The 19,536-nt window shown below is 33.8% G+C and carries 19 protein-coding genes; 12 read left to right on the forward strand and 7 right to left on the reverse strand.

Going from position 1 to position 19,536, the window contains the following annotated elements:
- Nucleotides 1-22: 22 nt before the first annotated feature.
- Together QMO11_RS10370 and QMO11_RS10375 are read right to left on the reverse strand one after the other, a co-directional pair.
- Nucleotides 23-778: an acyl-[acyl-carrier-protein] thioesterase gene (locus QMO11_RS10370; protein WP_282037175.1), complete on the reverse strand. Its 756-nt coding sequence runs from the start codon at nucleotides 776-778 to the stop codon at nucleotides 23-25.
- Between the two features lie 38 nt (nucleotides 779-816).
- Nucleotides 817-1,644, reverse strand: coding sequence for a LysR family transcriptional regulator (locus QMO11_RS10375; protein ID WP_282037176.1), 828 nt, complete (start codon nucleotides 1,642-1,644; stop codon nucleotides 817-819).
- 167 nt (nucleotides 1,645-1,811) lie between these two features.
- Between QMO11_RS10375 and QMO11_RS10380 the strand changes: the two genes are divergently transcribed.
- Nucleotides 1,812-2,540, forward strand: a complete 729-nt coding sequence (locus QMO11_RS10380; RefSeq protein ID WP_282037177.1) for an SDR family oxidoreductase — start codon at nucleotides 1,812-1,814, stop codon at nucleotides 2,538-2,540.
- Nucleotides 2,541-2,633: 93 nt separating this feature from the next.
- The gene (locus QMO11_RS10385) at nucleotides 2,634-3,584 is read left to right on the forward strand and encodes an aldo/keto reductase (protein ID WP_282037178.1); all 951 of its coding nucleotides are present in this window, start codon (nucleotides 2,634-2,636) and stop codon (nucleotides 3,582-3,584) included.
- 37 nt (nucleotides 3,585-3,621) lie between these two features.
- Here QMO11_RS10385 and QMO11_RS10390 read toward each other — a convergent pair whose 3' ends face one another.
- From QMO11_RS10390 to QMO11_RS10400, 3 genes are all read right to left on the reverse strand, one after another.
- Nucleotides 3,622-4,197: a TetR/AcrR family transcriptional regulator gene (locus QMO11_RS10390; protein ID WP_282037179.1), complete on the reverse strand. Its 576-nt coding sequence runs from the start codon at nucleotides 4,195-4,197 to the stop codon at nucleotides 3,622-3,624.
- Between the two features lie 172 nt (nucleotides 4,198-4,369).
- Nucleotides 4,370-5,011, reverse strand: coding sequence for a hypothetical protein (locus QMO11_RS10395; protein ID WP_282037180.1), 642 nt, complete (start codon nucleotides 5,009-5,011; stop codon nucleotides 4,370-4,372).
- Nucleotides 5,012-5,204: 193 nt separating this feature from the next.
- Nucleotides 5,205-5,729, reverse strand: a complete 525-nt coding sequence (locus tag QMO11_RS10400) for a DUF4251 domain-containing protein (protein WP_282037181.1) — start codon at nucleotides 5,727-5,729, stop codon at nucleotides 5,205-5,207.
- A 151-nt stretch (nucleotides 5,730-5,880) separates the two neighbouring features.
- Here QMO11_RS10400 and QMO11_RS10405 point away from each other — a divergent pair, with 151 nt between their 5' ends.
- The 5 genes from QMO11_RS10405 (at nucleotide 5,881) to QMO11_RS10425 (ending at nucleotide 12,140) form a co-directional block, all read left to right on the forward strand.
- Nucleotides 5,881-7,749: an ABC-F family ATP-binding cassette domain-containing protein gene (locus QMO11_RS10405; protein WP_282037182.1), complete on the forward strand. Its 1,869-nt coding sequence runs from the start codon at nucleotides 5,881-5,883 to the stop codon at nucleotides 7,747-7,749.
- A 297-nt stretch (nucleotides 7,750-8,046) separates the two neighbouring features.
- Entirely contained in the window at nucleotides 8,047-8,949 is a 903-nt protein-coding gene (locus tag QMO11_RS10410; RefSeq protein ID WP_075601673.1) for a prephenate dehydratase, read from the forward strand.
- A 4-nt stretch (nucleotides 8,950-8,953) separates the two neighbouring features.
- Nucleotides 8,954-10,117 carry a pyridoxal phosphate-dependent aminotransferase gene (locus QMO11_RS10415; RefSeq protein ID WP_282037183.1) on the forward strand — a complete coding sequence of 388 codons (1,164 nt, stop codon included), beginning with the start codon at nucleotides 8,954-8,956 and terminating at the stop codon, nucleotides 10,115-10,117.
- A 7-nt stretch (nucleotides 10,118-10,124) separates the two neighbouring features.
- Nucleotides 10,125-11,204, forward strand: a complete 1,080-nt coding sequence (locus QMO11_RS10420) for a bifunctional 3-deoxy-7-phosphoheptulonate synthase/chorismate mutase type II (RefSeq protein WP_282037184.1) — start codon at nucleotides 10,125-10,127, stop codon at nucleotides 11,202-11,204.
- 162 nt (nucleotides 11,205-11,366) lie between these two features.
- Nucleotides 11,367-12,140 (forward strand): prephenate dehydrogenase/arogenate dehydrogenase family protein, encoded by a 774-nt coding sequence (locus QMO11_RS10425; protein ID WP_075601676.1) that lies wholly within the window; start codon nucleotides 11,367-11,369, stop codon nucleotides 12,138-12,140.
- An 88-nt stretch (nucleotides 12,141-12,228) separates the two neighbouring features.
- On the opposite strand, the gene QMO11_RS10430 is transcribed toward QMO11_RS10425, so the two are convergent.
- Nucleotides 12,229-12,579: a hypothetical protein gene (locus QMO11_RS10430; protein WP_282037185.1), complete on the reverse strand. Its 351-nt coding sequence runs from the start codon at nucleotides 12,577-12,579 to the stop codon at nucleotides 12,229-12,231.
- Between the two features lie 346 nt (nucleotides 12,580-12,925).
- Between QMO11_RS10430 and thrS the strand changes: the two genes are divergently transcribed.
- The 4 genes from thrS (at nucleotide 12,926) to rplT (ending at nucleotide 16,159) form a co-directional block, all read left to right on the forward strand.
- Entirely contained in the window at nucleotides 12,926-14,875 is a 1,950-nt protein-coding gene (gene thrS / locus QMO11_RS10435; protein ID WP_282037186.1) for a threonine--tRNA ligase, read from the forward strand.
- Nucleotides 14,876-14,909: 34 nt separating this feature from the next.
- The gene (infC, locus tag QMO11_RS10440) at nucleotides 14,910-15,470 is read left to right on the forward strand and encodes a translation initiation factor IF-3 (protein WP_075601679.1); all 561 of its coding nucleotides are present in this window, start codon (nucleotides 14,910-14,912) and stop codon (nucleotides 15,468-15,470) included.
- A gap of 45 nt (nucleotides 15,471-15,515) precedes the next feature.
- Entirely contained in the window at nucleotides 15,516-15,704 is a 189-nt protein-coding gene (gene rpmI / locus QMO11_RS10445) for a 50S ribosomal protein L35 (RefSeq protein WP_425595547.1), read from the forward strand.
- Nucleotides 15,705-15,799: 95 nt separating this feature from the next.
- Nucleotides 15,800-16,159, forward strand: a complete 360-nt coding sequence (rplT, locus tag QMO11_RS10450; RefSeq protein ID WP_075601681.1) for a 50S ribosomal protein L20 — start codon at nucleotides 15,800-15,802, stop codon at nucleotides 16,157-16,159.
- 273 nt (nucleotides 16,160-16,432) lie between these two features.
- Here rplT and rho read toward each other — a convergent pair whose 3' ends face one another.
- Entirely contained in the window at nucleotides 16,433-18,118 is a 1,686-nt protein-coding gene (rho, locus tag QMO11_RS10455; protein ID WP_282037187.1) for a transcription termination factor Rho, read from the reverse strand.
- 489 nt (nucleotides 18,119-18,607) lie between these two features.
- Between rho and QMO11_RS10460 the strand changes: the two genes are divergently transcribed.
- The gene (locus tag QMO11_RS10460) at nucleotides 18,608-19,471 is read left to right on the forward strand and encodes a sigma-70 family RNA polymerase sigma factor (protein WP_282037188.1); all 864 of its coding nucleotides are present in this window, start codon (nucleotides 18,608-18,610) and stop codon (nucleotides 19,469-19,471) included.
- Nucleotides 19,472-19,536: the final 65 nt, after the last annotated feature.

Consider the following 19,536-nt stretch of genomic DNA (forward strand, 5'->3'; position numbering starts at 1 on the left):
TAAGGGATAAGAATTTGTAGAATCACAATAATATTTTTTCAAATGATATTTCCATTAGAAAGGAATTGATATTTGTATTTTTATTGATGCCGATAAATTGATAAGTGCATGGAGTCTCCTTTATTTGTGTATAATTAATTTGTACCTCCTGTTCGCAAGCTACCTCATGCATGTAGTTAATTAATGCATTGGTTACTTTGTTGTTAATATGCCAATCGCGGGGTAGGCAGTCGAGTACCCAATCTAAATAGCGAATGCTATTTAGGTGGTTGTTCATATCTAAATCATTGTACCTGACCTTCCTTATGCATTCGTCTTTTAAGGAAAGTTTGATGGGTTTTATTCGTTCTGTTGATACTTCACTTAAACCTGCTCCAAAAACATAAGGAATTGTAGCAAGTATCTTTGAAGGATCTTGTAAAACTCGGCTTTCTAAATCGGCTATAATCCAATCAGAACTGCCTTTTGCACAAACAATATCGTTTAAAATTACTTCAAAGTCTCGCCGTGCAAAAAGTCGGTTGGCGCTTACGGTCCATGTTCTTAAGGTAACTTCATCATTCCATTTGGGATATTTATTTACATTGATGTGTAATCGGCTTAAAGCCCAAAATGAATTGTGATTTTCCTTTAGGTGGAAGAATCCAAATTGTAACTCTTCAGCATGAAGCCAAGCTACTTCCTGGAAGAAGGCAAAAATTCGGCTGATTCTTATGTTTTGATTTATATCAACATCGTAGGTGCTTACTTCAAATTCTTTGGTATATATATTGCTCATTGGTGTCTTTTTTTTTGGGTAAAGGTGTTAAGTCAAATTTATTTTGAATAGTGTTCAATTATTTGTTTTACTGCAGGGTTATTTAAACTGTCTTTAGCATAGGATAATCCAATCTCTCTGTAATATTTTGGTCCATTATAAGGTTTTACAACAAACCCTTTAGCACCTTCTATTAAATATTCAGGGAGAAAAGAAATCCCTAAACCAGCCATCAACATGGTTAATACATCTGTTTTTGTGGCGCAATTTGCAATCGTATTCCACTTGTCTCCAGTTGTATTTAAAATAGATAGGCTTTGTTGGTGTGCTTCGCAAGGAGGACAATGAATAAAAGGTTGATTCTTCAAGTCAATTAAATCAATAATGTCTTTTTCTGCTAGTGGGTGATTTTCAGGGATGCATAATACGTAATTTTCTTTCCAAAGAGGTAAAAAGTGATGAGACTCAAACTTCCATTCTCTAACCAAAATATTTATTTCGCATTCTTGTGCCATTGGTCTTAAGTCCCATTCAATATTATTTATTTCATTCGATAATATATTAAAGAAACTTCGTTTGTAGTGTTGAGAAATACTATCAGCAATACCAACAACTACTTTTTGTTTTAAAGATCCCTCTCTAAATATTTCAGGAATTGACTGTAATTCGCCAATAATGCGTTTGGCAATAGGGTATAAGTAATGTGCATCCTCTTTTAATTCAACTCCACGTTTGTGTCTATTAAAAAGAGGTTTACCAATCAGCTCTTCCAACTGTTTTATTCCGTTGGAGATGTTAGGTTGAGAAACAAAGCATTTCTCTGCTGCGCGTGATAGGTTCTTTTCTTCGTAAACAGCTACGAAAAAACGGAGTAGTCTTTCATCCATAATTATAACTTATAATAGCTATATAAAAATAGTATTTTGAGCGGGTAAAGTTAAGCTATACCTTTGTAATATAATAATTCATATAAAAATGATTTGCTTATACATTCCTAATAATAAAGAGTTGGGGATGTATGTGGAAGTTAAAGTGGTTATAAAAATATATCATTATGAAAACTAATAATAAATTAATTGTTATTACAGGAGCAAGTTCTGGAATTGGAGCTGCTACCGCTCAGTTGTTCTCGAAAGAAGGATATTCTCTTTTACTATTAGCTAGAAGAGTTGAAAAGTTAGAGGCTCTTTCTTTACCCAATACCATTTGTAAAAAGGTGGATGTTACTGATATTACTGCAGTAAAAGATGCTGTTGCAGATGCTGAAAAAAAATATGGTACAACGGAAGCGATTGTTAACAATGCAGGGCTTATGTTGTTAGGGGATTTAACAACTCAAGATCCACAGGAGTGGAAAAGAATGTTCGATGTAAATATTATAGGAGTTCTTAATGGTATGCAGGCTGTTTTACCGCAGATGAAAGCGCGTAAAGGTGGAACTATTATAAATGTTAGTTCAATTGCTGGGCGAAAAACTTTTCCGAATCATGCCGCATATACAGGTACTAAATTTGGAGTTCATGCTATAACTGAGAATGCAAGAGAAGAAGCAGCTCCATTTAATGTACGTATGGTTACCATTGCTCCAGGAGCTGTTGAAACCGAGTTGTTATCGCACACTACTTCTGACGAAATTAAAGCTGGTTATGATGTTTGGAAAGAAGAAATGGGTGGGGTTTTAAAACCTGAAGATATTGCGAATGCAATATGGTATGCTTTTAATCAACCTCAAGGTGTAAATGTGCGCGAAATTGTATTAGCAGCAACAAAGCAAGAAGCGTAAAGTATGATTATAGAAGTATTGCTATCTTTCTTGTATTTTTTGTTAAATCTGTAAGAAAGGTGCTACCTTGCTTTCTGAATAAATATGAATACTATGAAGACTTTAAAATTTACGAATGGGGATATGCCTATTTTAGGTTTGGGTACATGGAAATCGGCACCCGGTGATGTATACAATGCAGTAAAGGAAGCGCTTAAGTTAGGATATAGACATATTGATTGCGCAGCTGTTTACGGAAACGAATCAGAAGTAGGTAAGGCAATTTCAGAATCAATAAGTGAGGGAGTTGTAACACGTGAAGAGTTATGGGTGACTTCTAAATTGTGGAATAATATGCATGGGAAGAGTAATGTTGTTACTGCCATAAAGCAAACATTGTCTGATCTTCAATTAGATTATCTTGATTTATACTTAATTCATTGGCCGGTACCATTTAAAAAGGAGGTGCCAGCAGCCTCTAAACCCGAAGATTTTGTTTCGTTAGAGGATCAACCAATTGCGGATACTTGGTTGGGTATGGAAGAGGCTTTTGCTTTGGGTTTGAGTAAGAGTATTGGAGTGAGTAATTTTAGTATTAAAAAATTAAAAGACCTTATAGGTAACTGCAAAATAAAACCATGTTTAAATCAGGTTGAGCTTCATCCATATTTTCAACAAGATGATTTGGTGGATTATTGCCAAAGTGTAGATGTGCATGTTATGGCTTATTCTCCATTGGGATCTTCAGATCGACCACAAGGTTTAAAAACAGCAGATGAACCTGTTTTATTAGAGGATATAAAACTAACGGAGTTGGCAAAGGAAAAGGGTGTTTCTATTGCTCAGTTAATTTTAGCGTGGGCAATGCAAAGGTCTATTTCAGTAATACCAAAATCAGTTAATCCTGCCCGATTAAAACAGAATTTAGATTCTGCTGATTTATCATTGACAGAACACGAAATGGCTCAAGTTAAAGCTGTAAACAAAAACAGAAGGTATGTGAACGGGAGTTTCTTTGCGATAGAAGGTAGTCCTGTTACTCTTGAAAATCTGTGGGACTTATAAAATATTAAGCTATGGAAATCCAATTATGTTGGATTTCCTATTTTTTTATTCCATTCCAACTTAATTCAAAAGCTTCCTCTATCGTCTGATCCGAAATAGTGTAGGTGCCTAAGAAATGTTCGGCAGCAATTTCTCTTATAAAGCCAAGCATTGAGTAAAATAATAAAGCAGCGTCAATATTAGATTTTACTTCACCTTCTTTCTGGCCTTCTTCTAATAGTTTGATGATTGGAACTTTTAAGTCATGTGCAATTTTGCGTTGTTCCTCACTAATGTACGGAGAGCGGTAATACTGTTCAAGAAAAACGCTTTCTTTATAGAATTCAATTCTGTGATTAAAATAGTTAATCCAAATACCTTTTATTTTATTTTTAAAAGGAGCAGTTTCATCAAAGTCAGCTAAAAATCGAGAGGCAGCATTCTCTTGTAGTTCAAGATAAAGAGCGTTAATTAGTAATTCTTTCGATTCAAAATAAATATAGAGAGTACCTGTAGCCAATTTAGCTTGCTTAGCTATTTTACTCATTGTTAACCCTCCAAATCCTTCTTTTTCAACAAGAAACATAACTGCATTATATATTGCAATCGTCTTATTTTTATCTTTAACTCTCATATTTCAAAAAAAATGTACTCTAGATAATATATTCTTTTGCTATCGATTAACGTAAAAGGGTTAAATAAGGTTTCATTAGCATGATAGATGAACAATAAAATTTGGTGAATCAATAAAATTATACCATTAAATAAATTCATCAAAAAATTAATGCACTGCTTTTTAGATGATATTATCTTATAAAAGTTCTAGATAATTCATGTTTACCTTTTGTTAAATAGTAGTTTATCCAAATTAACTCAGAATCGTCATTAGGTATTATCATAAAGAAATATGTATCAAAAGAAACGGGGATGTCATTAAAAATTACAAGTCCATCTTTATTGGTATTCAATATTTCTATAGAATTCTGTCGTATGTTTTGAGATGTCATCGAATTATTTTCCCATAACATGTTAGCAATTTTACTTGTTATTAGGGCAACTTCAGTGTTTTCCATAGGAGTAACAGAGTTGTTGTTTGTTTCTTCTTGAAATAAGGATAGTTCAAGTGATCCAATGTTACTTAATGGATCCAATACTATGTTTTTATTGGTGATGGTAAGTTTATTTATTTGTTTTGAATCTTGGAATAGTTTACCCTTATTTTCAATTTGTGCATATATGGCAAAACTTTCTTTTTTAATGGTATTAATATCAATTGATAAGTTTGAAGAACTTACTTTTTCTTCATTAATAAATAATTCAGCATTCTGACCTATTACATTAATGCTAATGTTTTGTTTATTAGGTGAATTGTAAGTAATCTCAGAATTGTCGATTTTGCATGATGTTAAAAACAAACAACTTAATAATAGATAATTTAATGTTTTCATAGTTGGTTTAAAAATCAGAACCATTCTTACTATAGCAACGCCAGCTAGTTAGTGTGGTAGGGTTCTGAAGTGTATTTGCAATGTCTAATATCGGGTGCAAATATATGAAAACAATTATTATCATATACACTAAATTATATCATTCAATAATTTAGTGTATAGTAATAGGTTGTTATAGTTGAATTAGAGGAGTTTATTTTTCTTCTTCTGGTGTATACTCTTCTATATTTCCATTGTAAGAAATTTGTTGTAAGTGGTCGGATCCAACAGATAGGCTGGCAGACCCACCTCCAAACATATCAAGAATACACCTGTAATTTTTGCCATCATCTTTAATTTCGAAGATTAAAGTTACCTTCATTTTCTTTTCGTTTATTTCTATGCTTTTTTCAATCATTTCTGATTCAAAACGGATGCCACCTCTCTCACCTAGAGTTGCAGAAAAAGCTCGACCAAAATATGGCATTTCTGCATGAGCAGAATCATTAGATATGCGCAGAAAATTAGGGTTTGTAGTTAAATCAACGTTTCGGTAGCCGGTAGGGAATGCTCTATCTGCAATAAATTCTATCTTTTTATTTGAAATTAAATCTTGTAGTTTTTCAAATTCTTCTAATTTTTCAAGCTGGCGTTTTTCCTTTTTACTTAATTTATCTTGAGCAGTAATAGTTGAAATACTTACCATCAGTACTAAAAGTAATCCTAAAATCTTATTCATAACAATAAATTAAATGGTTATACTACTTTTGTAAAGCAAATTCAATACCAAATATAATTTTTGAAATATTGATAGCTATTACAATATAGTAATAATAAGGAAAAAGGTAATTTAAAACGTATCCGTTTGAGGTACAATTTAGTATAATAAGATGAATTATTTATCGGTTGAAGACCTAACGCAGCACTGGGGAGAGATTAAGTTATTTGATAATCTAACGTTTGGTATCTCGGAGGGACAGAAAGTTGGATTGATTGCAAGAAACGGAGAGGGTAAAACAACTTTGCTTAATATTTTAGGTAAAGTTAAGCCTGCAGAAACAGGTTCGGTTGTTTATCGTAAAGGAATTTCTTTAGGATACCTGTCGCAAGATCCGGTTTTGAATAACGATAATACAGTAATCGAAGAGATTTTTGCTTCAGAGAATCCTCAGGTAATTGCAATTAAGGCTTATGAAAATGCGCTTGCAAATGAAGATCATGAAGCTTTAGGTGATTTAATTGAGCAACTTGATAAATTAGGTGCTTGGGATTTTGAAGCACGTATTAAGCAAATTCTATCTCAACTTAAAATTACGCGTTTTGAACAAAAAATTAGTCAGCTAAGCGGAGGGCAAAAGAAACGTGTTGCTATGGCTAATATTTTAATTAACGAACCTGATTTTTTAATATTGGATGAGCCAACAAATCACCTTGACTTGGAGATGATTGAGTGGTTGGAGGAGTACTTGAAACGTTCAAAGGCTACTTTAATAATGGTTACGCATGATAGGTATTTTTTGGATCGTGTTTGTAACGAAATTCTTGAGATGGCAGATAGAACACTCTATCCGTATAAGGGTAATTATGCCTATTTTCTCGAAAAAAGAGAAGAGCGTATTGCCACAACAGCACAGCAAGTTGAAAAAGCAAAAAATCTCTTAAAGAAAGAACAAGATTGGATGAATCGTCAACCACAGGCTCGTGGTACAAAAGCGAAATATAGAATTGATGCTTTTCATGATTTAAAAAAGAAAGCCAATAGCGGAACAACAGAGAAGTCTATTAATCTGAATATAAAATCAGCTAGGTTAGGTAAAAAAATTATTGAGTGTTTTGATATAAATAAGAGTTTTGATGATTTAGCTATACTAAAGGATTTCAGTTACAAATTTGCCCAAGGTGAAAAATTGGGTATTATTGGAAAAAATGGTACGGGTAAATCAACCTTTTTAAATACCATTACAGGTGCTTTGCCTCCGGATTCAGGAACCATTGAAACAGGTGAAACTGTTGTGGTTGGTTACTATCATCAGAATGGAATGAAGATAGATGAGTCGAAAAAAGTAATTGATGTAATTGCTGAAATTTCGGAGAATATTACATTAGGTTCTGGAGATTCAATGGGCCCGGCTCAGTTTTTGCGTTACTTTTTATTTGGAAACGAAATGCACCATGTGCAGGTTGATAAATTGAGTGGAGGCGAGAAGAAACGTTTGTACTTGATGACTGTATTGATGAAGAATCCAAATTTTCTGATTCTTGATGAGCCTACCAATGATTTAGATATTTTTACTTTAAACCTGTTAGAAGAATACCTTCAGGCTTTTAAAGGTTGCGTTATAATTGTTTCGCACGATAGGTATTTTATGGATAAAATTGTAGATCATCTTTTTGTTTTTGAAGGGCAAGGAGAGATTAAAGATTTCCCTGGAAATTATTCAATTTATCATGATTTTAAATTAAACGAAGAAAAGGAAAAGCGCAAACAAGAGCGAGCAGTAAAAGAACCTGCTAAACCAAAAACTGAAGTAAAAGAAAAACCTCGGAAATTATCTTTTAAAGAGAAGAAGGAAATGGAAGAGATTGAAGCTAATTTGGAAGCGTTATCTGCCGAAAAAGTAGAGATTGAAAACGGTTTGAATTCGGGTACATTGGATAACGAAACGCTTACTGAAAAATCAAAGCGCTTAAATGAAATTATGGCAGAGCTCGACGAAAAAGAAATGCGTTGGTTAGAGTTGAGTGAAATTGGCAGCTAACAGTTTATTACGTATAGGAAGTTTCAAATGACAAATTTCATTAAAATTCGGTAAATTTTAATCAATTTATTTTTACCGCTAAAAATAATTATTACTTTTGTCAGCGTTACAATTAAAACAAGAGATTTAGTGATGACCCACATTGCATATTTTTATAGCTTTTATTTTTACTTTTTTGGTTTCTGTAATCCAAAAGAGGTGGGTATATAATATATAATTACTAACAAGAAATTATAAAAGTCCCACCATAACAGGTGGGACTTTTTTTTTACGTCAATATTAAACGAAGAAATAGGAATGAGCTTAAGAAAAGTAGCTATACAAGGCGGTGCCGGTTCAAATCATGAGATTGCCGCAAATGCTTTTTTTGAAGAAGATAGTTTGGAGATGGTTCCTTGTGAGTCTTTTCCAGAGCTCTTTGATACTTTAAAAAGCGACAATAGCATATACGGTATTGTGGCTATAGAGAACACTTTAGTTGGAAGTATCCTTGAAAATTACACTTTGCTTAAAGATTCTGGTTTAGTTATTATCGGGGAGTATAAGCTGCGTATTAAGCATCAGTTAATGACTTTGCCAGGTCAAAAAATTGAAGATATAACAGAGGTGCATTCTCATCCAATGGCACTCGCTCAATGTCGTCAGTTTTTCAAGGATTATCCCCACATTAAATTAATTTCTGCTGATGATACAGCCCTAAGTGCAAAGCGTATTAACGATGGTCAGCTAACAGGTGTTGCTGCTATTGCTCCTGATTTGGCCGCAGAGCAATATAATATGGAAATTATAGCTCAGGATATTGAAACCAACAAACGAAATTTCACACGTTTTTTAATTGTTTCAGATAGAGGAAAAACGGAAGTGGATGATTTATTAATCAACAATAAAATTAATAAATCGTCTATCGTATTTGCACTTCCTCATTCAGAAGGAAGTCTATCAAAAGTGCTTTCTATATTAGCATTCTATAACATAAACTTAACTAAAATACAATCATTACCTGTTGTAGGGCAGGAGTGGGAATACTTATTTTACGTTGATCTAATCTTTGAAGATTACATAAGATATAAACAATCATTAGACGCTATAAAGCCACTGACAAAAGGTTTACAAAGCCTAGGTGAATATCATGTTGGCAAACGTTCTTTCGATACTGTTAGTAACGATAATAAACCTTTATCAGAACAAAAAACCTTCTAATAAAATGAGCATACAACCTGCAAAAAGAATTAGCGAAGTAAAAGAATATTACTTTTCTAAAAAGCTAAGAGAAATTGATGAAATGCGTCAGCAAGGAATGTCTATTATAAACCTTGGGATAGGTAATCCTGATAGACCACCGCATGAAGATGTTTTAGCGGAGTTAACTCAGGCTTCTAATGCATCTACTAATCATGGTTATCAGAGTTATGTTGGTATTCCCAAATTACGCGAAGCATTTTCAAAGTGGTATTCAACGCATTTTAGTGTTGAGCTAAATCCTGCAAAAGAGGTATTGCCATTAATGGGGTCTAAGGAAGGTATCATGCATATTTCAATGGCTTTTTTAAATAAAGGCGATAAAGTGCTTGTGCCAAATCCAGGATATCCTACTTATGCTTCGGTATCTAATTTGGTGGAAGCGGAAATGGTTAATTATGAACTTAAGGAGGAGTTAAATTGGCAGCCTGATTTTGATGAGTTAGAAAAGCAAGATTTATCAAAAGTAAAACTCATGTGGGTAAATTACCCCAATATGCCAACGGGTGCTAATGCTACTATTGAGTTGTTTGAAAAGTTAGTTGCCTTTGGTAAAAAGCACAATATATTAATCTGTAATGATAACCCTTACAGCTTTATATTGAATGACAAGCCGCTTAGTATATTTAGAGTAAAAGGCGCAAAAGACATTTGTATTGAGTTAAACTCATTAAGCAAATCGCATAATATGGCAGGTTGGCGAGTTGGAATGGTAGCTGCGAAGCCAAGTTATATCCAATATATATTACGTGTAAAAAGTAATATGGATAGCGGAATGTTTAAACCATTACAATTAGCTGCAGTAAAGGCTTTAAGTCTTGAAAAAGATTGGTACGATGAGGTAAATAAAGAATACCTAGAGCGTAGAGAGTTGGTATGGAAGATTATGGATATGCTCAATTGTAAGTACGATAAAGATCAATCGGGTATGTTTATTTGGGCTCGTATTCCTGAAAATATTAGCTCGGCCATTGAATTGTCAGATGTAATTTTGAATAAAGCACATGTTTTTATTACACCGGGCACAATATTTGGTAGTCAAGGTGATAAATTTATCAGAATTTCATTGTGTGCCAATAAAGAAGTGTTAAAAGAATCAATAATAAAAATACAGAACAGCTTAAAATAAAAGAGAGATGGATAAATTAAATCTTGAAAAAATAAGCCTTCCAGGGCTTGACCTAGAGCGTCCGTGGGTAATTGCAGGACCATGTAGTGCAGAAACAGAAGAGCAGGTTTTAGAAACTGCTAAACAATTAAAAGCCGAAGGGTACAATATTTTTAGAGCTGGAATATGGAAACCACGTACTCGTCCGGGTGCTTTCGAAGGTGTTGGAACTTTAGGTTTACCATGGCTTAAAAGAGTGAAAGAAGAAGTAGGTATGTATGTTGGTACAGAGGTAGCCAATGCAAACCATGTTTTCGAAGCTTTAAAATATGGTGTTGATATCCTTTGGATTGGAGCTCGTACTACTGCAAACCCATTTGCTGTTCAAGAGATTGCTGATGCACTTAAAGGTGTTGAAATTCCTGTATTAGTAAAAAATCCAGTGAATCCTGATCTTGAGTTATGGATTGGTGCTTTAGAGCGTATCAACCGTGCAGGTGTTACTAAATTAGCTGCTATTCACCGTGGATTCTCTACTTACGATAAAACAAAATACCGTAATCATCCACAATGGCAAATTCCAATTGAGTTAAAACGTCGTATTCCTGAGTTGCCAATTATTTGTGATCCATCTCACATTAGTGGAAAAAGTGAATTGATTTACGAGATTTCTCAAGAAGCAATGGATCTTGATTTCGATGGTTTATTAATAGAATCACATCGTTGTCCTGAGAAAGCATGGAGTGATGCATCTCAACAAGTTACGCCTAAAAACTTAAAAGAGATTACAACAAAAATTGAGTTGCGTGATCCTCAAATTGGTGAGAAACCACGTACTGAATTAGATAATCTTCGTTTAACTATCGATGAGTTAGATACTAAAGTATTAGAAGTTCTTCAAAAAAGAATGGAAATCTCTGAATCAATAGGTAAATATAAAAGAGACAATAATATTACCATTCTACAGTCGCGTCGTTACGATGAGATTATGAATAACCGTAAAGAGCGTGGTATGAAATTAGGTCTTTCAGATGAGTTCTTAACAGATCTTTTCGAAAGTATTCATAAAGAATCTGTATCGCGTCAGAACGATATAATGAATAAATAATTAAAGTATCAAGTAATAAGACACAAGTATCAAGATATCATTCTGATATTTGCGTCTTATTCTTGAAATAAATTAATTCTACAAATAATGAAGATAAAGTATACTAAGGCCTTGCAAAACATCTTGTGTCTTGATACTTGCATCTTGATACTTTAAAATAAAATGAAAATCTGTATACTTGGAGCCGGAAAAATGGGGACTTGGTTAAGTGATGCACTATGCCTCGATCACGAAGTAGCCCTTTACGATCCAAACTTAGAAAAATTGAAATACGTTTTTAATACGCAACGTCTTACAAAGCTCGAAGAAATAACTGAGTTTGCACCCCAAATTCTAGTTAATGCGGTTACTTTAAAGTATACCATTCAGGCTTTTGACGAGGTAATTCCTTACCTACCTAAAACTTGTATTATTTCTGATATCTCATCGGTTAAAACCGGATTTAAAGAGTATTACGAAGCATCAGGTATGCCGTATGTTTCTACCCATCCAATGTTCGGACCAACTTTTGGTAACCTCAAAAGCTTGGGCGATCACCATTCAATTATTATTTCAGAAGGTGATCATTTGGGTAAAACATTTTTCAAAGATTTTTATAGTAGTCTCGGACTAAATATACATGAGTATTCGTTTGTTGAGCACGATGAAACAATTGCATATTCATTGTCTATTCCTTTTTCATCAACTCTTGTGTTTGCATCGGTCATGAAAAAGCAAGAAGCACCTGGTACTACCTTTAAAAAGCATTTCGATATTGCTAAGGGCCTCTTAAGTGAAGATGATTATTTATTATCAGAAATATTATTTAATCCATTCACAAGCGGACAGGTTGAACAAATTAGGCTTAAACTAAAAGAGCTATTAGCAATTATTGAGACTAAAGATACCAAGAAGATGCAAGAATTTTTGGCTGAAGTAAGAGAGAATATTGAATAACCTTTTACTGGTTGTTTACAAGGTGTAAGTTTACAACTTAATGAACCTATTTATTTAGAACAGATATTCTATATAAATAGGTTTTGCTTTATAGGGCTTTATTGATTTGATCTAGAAATGATTCTACCTCATGTAGGTTTATGTCTTTAACTATACGTGAAAGTACCTTCCCGTCGTTTAGCTCTAGTTCTAATTCGTAGTTTTCACGATAATCTTCAACGTTAAATAGTCTTCTAACACTAAATGGAGTTTTTACCACTGCTAGAAAACTAAACCAATAACTCAAACGAGAATGAATAGGCGTATATGCTTTGTCGATAGTAACTTCTTTTAAGCTATCAAAATCTATTTTATGCTCTTGGGTGTAATTGTCATAGAAAATGATTTGTTGGTCTTCTATAGCTAATCCCAGTTGTTGTAATATTTCTATATCACTCATAGGGTAATAATACTTAATATGATTGGATACTCCAATTAGATTCTACGAAAGTTAAGTTATTTAATTATGGAATTTATTTATAAGGGTATTGTTCTTCTGGAGTTAAGTGAATTCTTATTTTAGAATTTATGAGTAGTAATACCTATGCACTCGTAGTTGTTATTTCTTAATTCTCAGAAAGTGGTTTATAGTCAAATATGCTGAAATAGGATTAATGCTGATAGTTATTTTAGTTTCTTTTAATTCAGTTTTTTTGCACGAGGAGTAAAATTATTAAACGTCTGTAGTCTTTTCTTTAACAAACTCATTATCTTTGTGCGTTTTTTGATATTAAAATATTCATCATATGGTTAAAATAACCTTCCCCGATGGCACAGTGCGTGAGTACGAAGCAGGTGTTACCGGTTTAGAAATAGCAAAAAGTATTAGTCCTCGCTTAGCAAAAGAGGTTTTATCTATATCTGTTAACGACGAAACTTGGGATATATCTCGTGCGATAACGTCTGATGCATCTATTAAATTATATAAGTGGGAAGATGAAGAAGGAAAGCATGCTTTCTGGCACTCTTCAGCTCACCTTATGGCCGAAGCCTTAGAGGCTTTGTATCCAGGTATGAAATTTGGTATAGGACCATCTATCGAAAATGGTTTTTATTACGATGTTGATCCTGGTGATGGAGTTGTAATTCGTGATGCTGATATGCCTAAAATCGAAGCAAAAATGAAAGAGTTGGCGCGTTTGAAAAATGCATACCAACGTTCTGAGGTTAGCAAAGCTGAAGCATTAAGCTATTTCACTGAGAAAAATGATGAGTATAAGCTTGAGCTTATAAATGAGCTCGAAGATGGTACTATTACTTTTTACAAGCAAGGTGAATTTACCGATTTATGTCGCGGACCACACTTACCATCTACTAGTGCCATAAAAGCTGTAAAGGTATTAAGTATCGCTGGAGCTTATTGGCGCGGTGATGAAAAACGTAAACAGCTAACGCGTATTTATGCAATTACTTTTCCAAAGCAAAAGATGCTTGAGGAGTACTTGGTTAAGCTTGAAGAAGCTCAAAAACGCGATCATCGTAAAATAGGTAAAGAACTAGAGTTATTTGCTTTTTCGCAAAATGTAGGTCAAGGTTTACCGTTGTGGTTACCCAAAGGGGCTATGTTACGTGAACGTTTAGAGAATTTCTTGAAAAAAGTTCAACGTAAATATGGTTACGTACCTGTAATTACACCGCATATTGGAAACAAGCAACTATATGTTACTTCCGGTCATTATGCAAAATATGGTGAGGATTCATTCCAACCTATAAATACACCTGCAGAAGGAGAGGAGTTTTTGTTAAAACCGATGAACTGTCCACACCACTGTGAGATATTTAAAACAAAGCCTGTTTCTTATAGAGATTTACCAATTAGAATGGCTGAGTTTGGAACTGTTTATCGTTACGAGCAAAGTGGAGAATTGCATGGATTAACACGTGTTCGTGGTTTTACTCAAGATGATGCCCATATTTTCTGTCGTCCTGATCAGTTGAAAGATGAGTTTAAAAAGGTTATTGATATTATTCAATATATTTTTAAAGCGCTCGATTTTAAAGATTATATAGTTCAGGTTTCTTTACGAGATAAAGAAAATCATGAAAAATATATAGGAACTGAAGAGAATTGGGAAAAAGCAGAGTCTGCGATTATTGAGGCTTGCGACGAACGTGGTATGAATACCATTGTAGAGTATGGAGAGGCTGCATTTTATGGGCCTAAGCTTGACTTTATGGTACGTGATGCTATTGGTCGTAAATGGCAATTAGGTACTATTCAGGTTGATTATAACTTGCCAGAACGTTTTGAATTAGAGTATATGGGTAGTGATGGAGTAAAGCATCGTCCTGTAATGATTCACCGAGCACCATTCGGAAGTATGGAGCGTTTTGTTGCCGTATTAATAGAACATACAGCCGGAAAGTTTCCATTATGGTTAACTCCTGAACAAGTGGTTGTTCTGCCAATTAGCGAAAAATATAACGAATACGCTGAAAAAGTTTCAAATGTTCTAAATAATTCCGATATTCGCAGCGTTTTAGACGATAGAAATGAGAAGATCGGAAGAAAAATCCGTGATAACGAGCTGAAACGCATACCATTCCTGCTTATTGTAGGCGAAAAAGAAGCCGAAACAAATACCGTTTCAGTACGTAAACAAGGGGATGGAGATAAAGGAGCAATGACAATTGAAGAATTTTCAACCTTTATTAACAACGAAGTAGAAGAACAATTATCTTCAATAGATAAATAAATAAATTATTAACTAATTATAGGAGGACTTAACAATAGCAACTCATAGAAGAAGGACAGGCAGGCCCCCTCAAAAAGAAACGCCGCAATTTCGTGTAAATAACGCGATTCGAATTCCAAAAGTAAGACTTGTTGGAGAAAATATTGAGAACCCGGGGGTATTTTCTACTACTGAGGCTATGAAAATGGCTGATGAGTTAGAATTAGATTTAGTTGAGATATCGCCAAATGCTGATCCTCCTGTATGTCGTGTAATCGATTATCAGAAGTTTTTGTATCAGCAAAAGCGTAAACAAAAGGAACTGAAATCGAAAGCAGTTAAAGTTGTAGTTAAAGAAATCAGATTTGGTCCGAATACCGACGACCATGATTATGAATTCAAACTAAAACATGCGATTAAGTTTCTTGACGAAGGAGCAAAAGTGAAAGCTTATGTATTCTTTAAGGGACGTTCGATATTATTTAAAGAGAAAGGGGAAATCTTACTATTAAGATTTGCACAAGATCTTGAAGAGTATGGGAAAGTTGAACAGTTACCAAAGCTTGAAGGAAAGAGAATGATTATATTCTTGTCTCCTAAGAAAGTTAAAAAGTAACGATCAATTATATTAAACAATTTAATATTAGTTACAATGCCAAAAATGAAGACGAATTCCAGTGCTAAGAAGCGTTTTAAAATCACTGGAACTGGTAAGATTAAAAGAAAACATGCTTTTAAAAGTCACATTTTAACAAAAATGTCTAAAAAGCGTAAAAGAAATCTTACTTACGCAGGTCAAGTTCATGCAGCTGATGAGAAAAACATCAAGTTATTATTGAACATGAAATAATAAGGACGGTACCTTATTACAATTATTATTAATCGAATGAAGTTAGCTAGAAAGACTCCAAGAGTGGAGCGCTAATCATTCTAAAAAGCAAAAAAATGCCAAGATCAGTAAATGCTGTTGCTTCAAGAGCAAGAAGAAAAAGAATTTTAAAAGAAACTAAGGGTTCTTTTGGAAGAAGAAAAAATGTATGGACGGTAGCCAAAAATGGATATGAAAAAGGTTTAGGTTACGCATACCGTGATAGAAAAAGAAAGAAAGGTCAATTTAGAGCATTATGGATTCAAAGAATCAATGCTGCTGCTCGTTTAGAAGGAGTTTCATACTCTAAATTAATGGGTGCAATGACTAAGCAAAATATTGAAATTAACCGTAAAGTTTTAGCTGACTTAGCTGTTAATCATCCAGATGCTTTTAAAGCTGTGCTTACAAAAGCAATGGAAGCTGCTAAAAACTAAGAGTAGCTCAACGAAATAGAAGCCGTTAAGAATATTACTTAACGGCTTTTTTGTTTTTATACTTACAGAAACCAAGTAACATCCTCATATCCTCAGTTTCTCAATTAGTCACTTATAATTGGGCTTAGTTCTGATATCAGGGTAACTTATTTCACGAAGAAATATTGGTGCTTATGTAGTGTTTATTCGGGTTGGTTAGTTGACTTAGTATCGTAAAAAAAACAGGCCGTCTCAGCGATTAAGACGGCCTGTTTTTTTATATTATTTGAATGCTTAATCTGAATTCATAGAGATTAAAAACTCCTCATTAGATCTAGTTTGTTGCATTCTATCTTTTAAGAAATTCATAGCTTCAACAGGAGTCATATCTGCTAAATAATTACGTAAAATCCATAATCTACTAATGTTATCTTTCTCAACAAGTAGATCATCTCTACGAGTACTTGATAGAGTAACATCAACAGCAGGGTAAATACGCTTGTTAGATAACTTTCTATCTAACTGAAGTTCCATATTACCTGTACCTTTAAATTCTTCAAAAATAACTTCATCCATTTTAGAGCCAGTCTCAGTAAGAGCAGTAGCTAATATGGTTAATGAACCACCATCTTCAATATTTCTCGCTGCTCCAAAGAATCGTTTTGGTTTGTGAAGAGCATTTGCGTCAACACCACCGGACAATACTTTACCAGAAGCAGGAGATACTGTATTGTAAGCTCTCGCTAAACGAGTAATAGAATCTAAAAGTACTACCACATCGTGTCCGCACTCTACCATACGTTTTGCTTTCTCTAATACAATATTAGCTACCTTAACGTGTCTTTCAGCTGGTTCATCAAATGTAGAAGAGATAACTTCTGCATTAACGCTCCTTGCCATATCAGTAACCTCTTCAGGACGTTCGTCAATAAGTAGTATAATCATGTATACTTCTGGGTGATTAGAAGCAATAGCGTTGGCAACTTCTTTTAAAAGAACAGTTTTACCAGTTTTAGGTTGTGCAACAATAAGTCCCCTTTGTCCCTTTCCGATAGGGGCAAACATATCTACAACACGTGTTGATAAGCTATCTTTGCCACTTCCTGCTATTTTAAACTTCTCATCTGGGAATATTGGCGTTAGGTGGTCGAATGAGACTCTATCTCTAACGATTTGAGGAGAGCGTCCATTTATTTCTTCAACTTTAATTAATGGGAAATACTTCTCTCCTTCTTTTGGTGGTCTGATGGCACCTAATACTGTATCACCAGTTTTTAATCCAAATAACTTTATCTGTGACTGAGATACATAAATATCATCAGGAGAATTTAAGTAGTTATAGTCCGACGATCTTAAGAAACCATATCCATCTTGCATGATTTCAAGAACGCCAGATGCTGAAATTATGCCATCAAAATCAAAAGATTTGTCTTGGTTTTTTCTATGGTGTTGGTTGTTGTTATCTTTTTGGTTCTTGTTGTCATGTGGCTTGTTTCTTTTGTCATCATGACGATTGTTTGCTTGTCTTTTATTTTCGGATGCAACAGGAGGATTCTCTTTTGCTTGAGGCTCTTTTTGTTCTGGTTTTTTATCCGAAGTTTTAATTTCTTGAGGTTTGGTTTCCTTTTTGATTTCTGCTTTCTTTTCAGGTTCAATCACGGATTCCTTTTTAACCTCATTTGCAGCAGCCTTGGCAACTTCTGCAATCGGAGAAGTTTTTTCAGTAGCTTTTTCTGCAGGTTTCTTTTTATCTGTAGGGGTTTGCTTTACAGGCTTGTTAACTCTAGGGCGTTTGATGTGCTTTTTATCTGCTGGTTTGTCAGTTTTCTTTTTTTCAGAGGCAATAATTGCTTGCTCATCTAGGATTTTGTAGATTAAATCCTGTTTTTTAAACGAATCAATTCGTTTAATGTTAAGCTCCTTAGCAACCTCTTTAAGTTCTGCTAAAAGCTTCTTGTTTAATTCAAGAATATCGTACATAATATAATACTACCAATAAATAACTGGGGAAATAAGTGAAACGAACTAATGTTCGATATAATAAGTTTAAAATGTTCTGATTTGTCTGAGTTGACTGTATGAAATACATTATTTTAAAAGATGTGATACTCAGAGGTACATTGCAAACTTAGTAAAATAGAAATCAAGATGCAAATTTGATTGTTTAAATTTTAATAATGATGATTTTACAATTCGTTATTATGCAACTATGGTTAGTTAAGATTAGAATTAATTAGAAAATGTTTTTGTGTTATAAATTGCCACCTTGCTCTTAAGTTTCTTAATTTTCATGTAATCTAACTCCCTTTTTATTAGCCTAAAAAAACCAAAAGTGCTATTTTTTGTTATATTTACTAACTGCTGAACAAATCATACATTAATTTGAACATTTATTTTGGTGTTGGTTAACTTCATGTAAATTTAGCTTAAACTATTATTGACCTATAATTTAAACCTTGTAAGATTGTTATGCGACAGTTAAAAATAACGAAACAAGTTACAAATAGAGATACTCCTTCCTTAGATAAATACCTTCATGAGATTGGTAAGGTGAAATTATTAACGGCAGAGGAGGAAGTTAAACTAGCCAAACGCATTAAGGAAGGAGATACTGTAGCTTTAGATCGCCTCATTAATGCCAACCTTCGATTTGTGGTTTCGGTTGCCAAACAATACCAAAATCAAGGTTTAAGTTTACCCGATTTAATAAATGAGGGAAATCTTGGATTAATAAAAGCAGCTCAAAGGTTTGATGAAACTAGAGGGTTTAAGTTTATCTCCTACGCAGTTTGGTGGATACGTCAATCGGTACTTCAAGCACTGGCCGAACAAGCTAGAATAGTTAGGTTACCGCTGAATAAAATTGGCTCAATGAATAAGGTAAATAATACCTTTGCTGCATTGGAGCAGGAGTATCAAAGAGAGCCTACAACTGAAGAGATCGCTCAAGTGTTAGACCTAACACCAAAAGAAGTGAAGGATTCATTAAAGGCAATGCATAAGCATATCTCTATGGATGCACCTTTACGAAAAGATGAGGATAATAACTTGTATGATACATTGCTATCTACAGATTCTATTAGTCCAGATAATACACTTCTAAGTGATTCCTTACGTAAGGAAATAGAACGTTCATTATCTACATTATCTGACAGAGAATCAGATATTATTAAGTTGTACTATGGCTTGAATGGAGAGCCTCCATATTCTTTAGAGGAAATAGGAAACTTATTTAATCTAACACGTGAACGTGTAAGACAAATTAAAGAAAAGGCTATTAAACGCCTAAAACATACTTATAGAAGTAAGATTTTAAGATCTTATTTAGGTTAATTAATTTTAAACCTTCCCATTATTATTAGTCGGAAGGTTTTTTTATTCTTATTTTTGCGCGCAAA

The sequence above is a fragment of the Saccharicrinis aurantiacus genome (assembly GCF_947489045.1).
GTDB classification, from domain to species: domain Bacteria; phylum Bacteroidota; class Bacteroidia; order Bacteroidales; family Marinilabiliaceae; genus Saccharicrinis; species Saccharicrinis aurantiacus.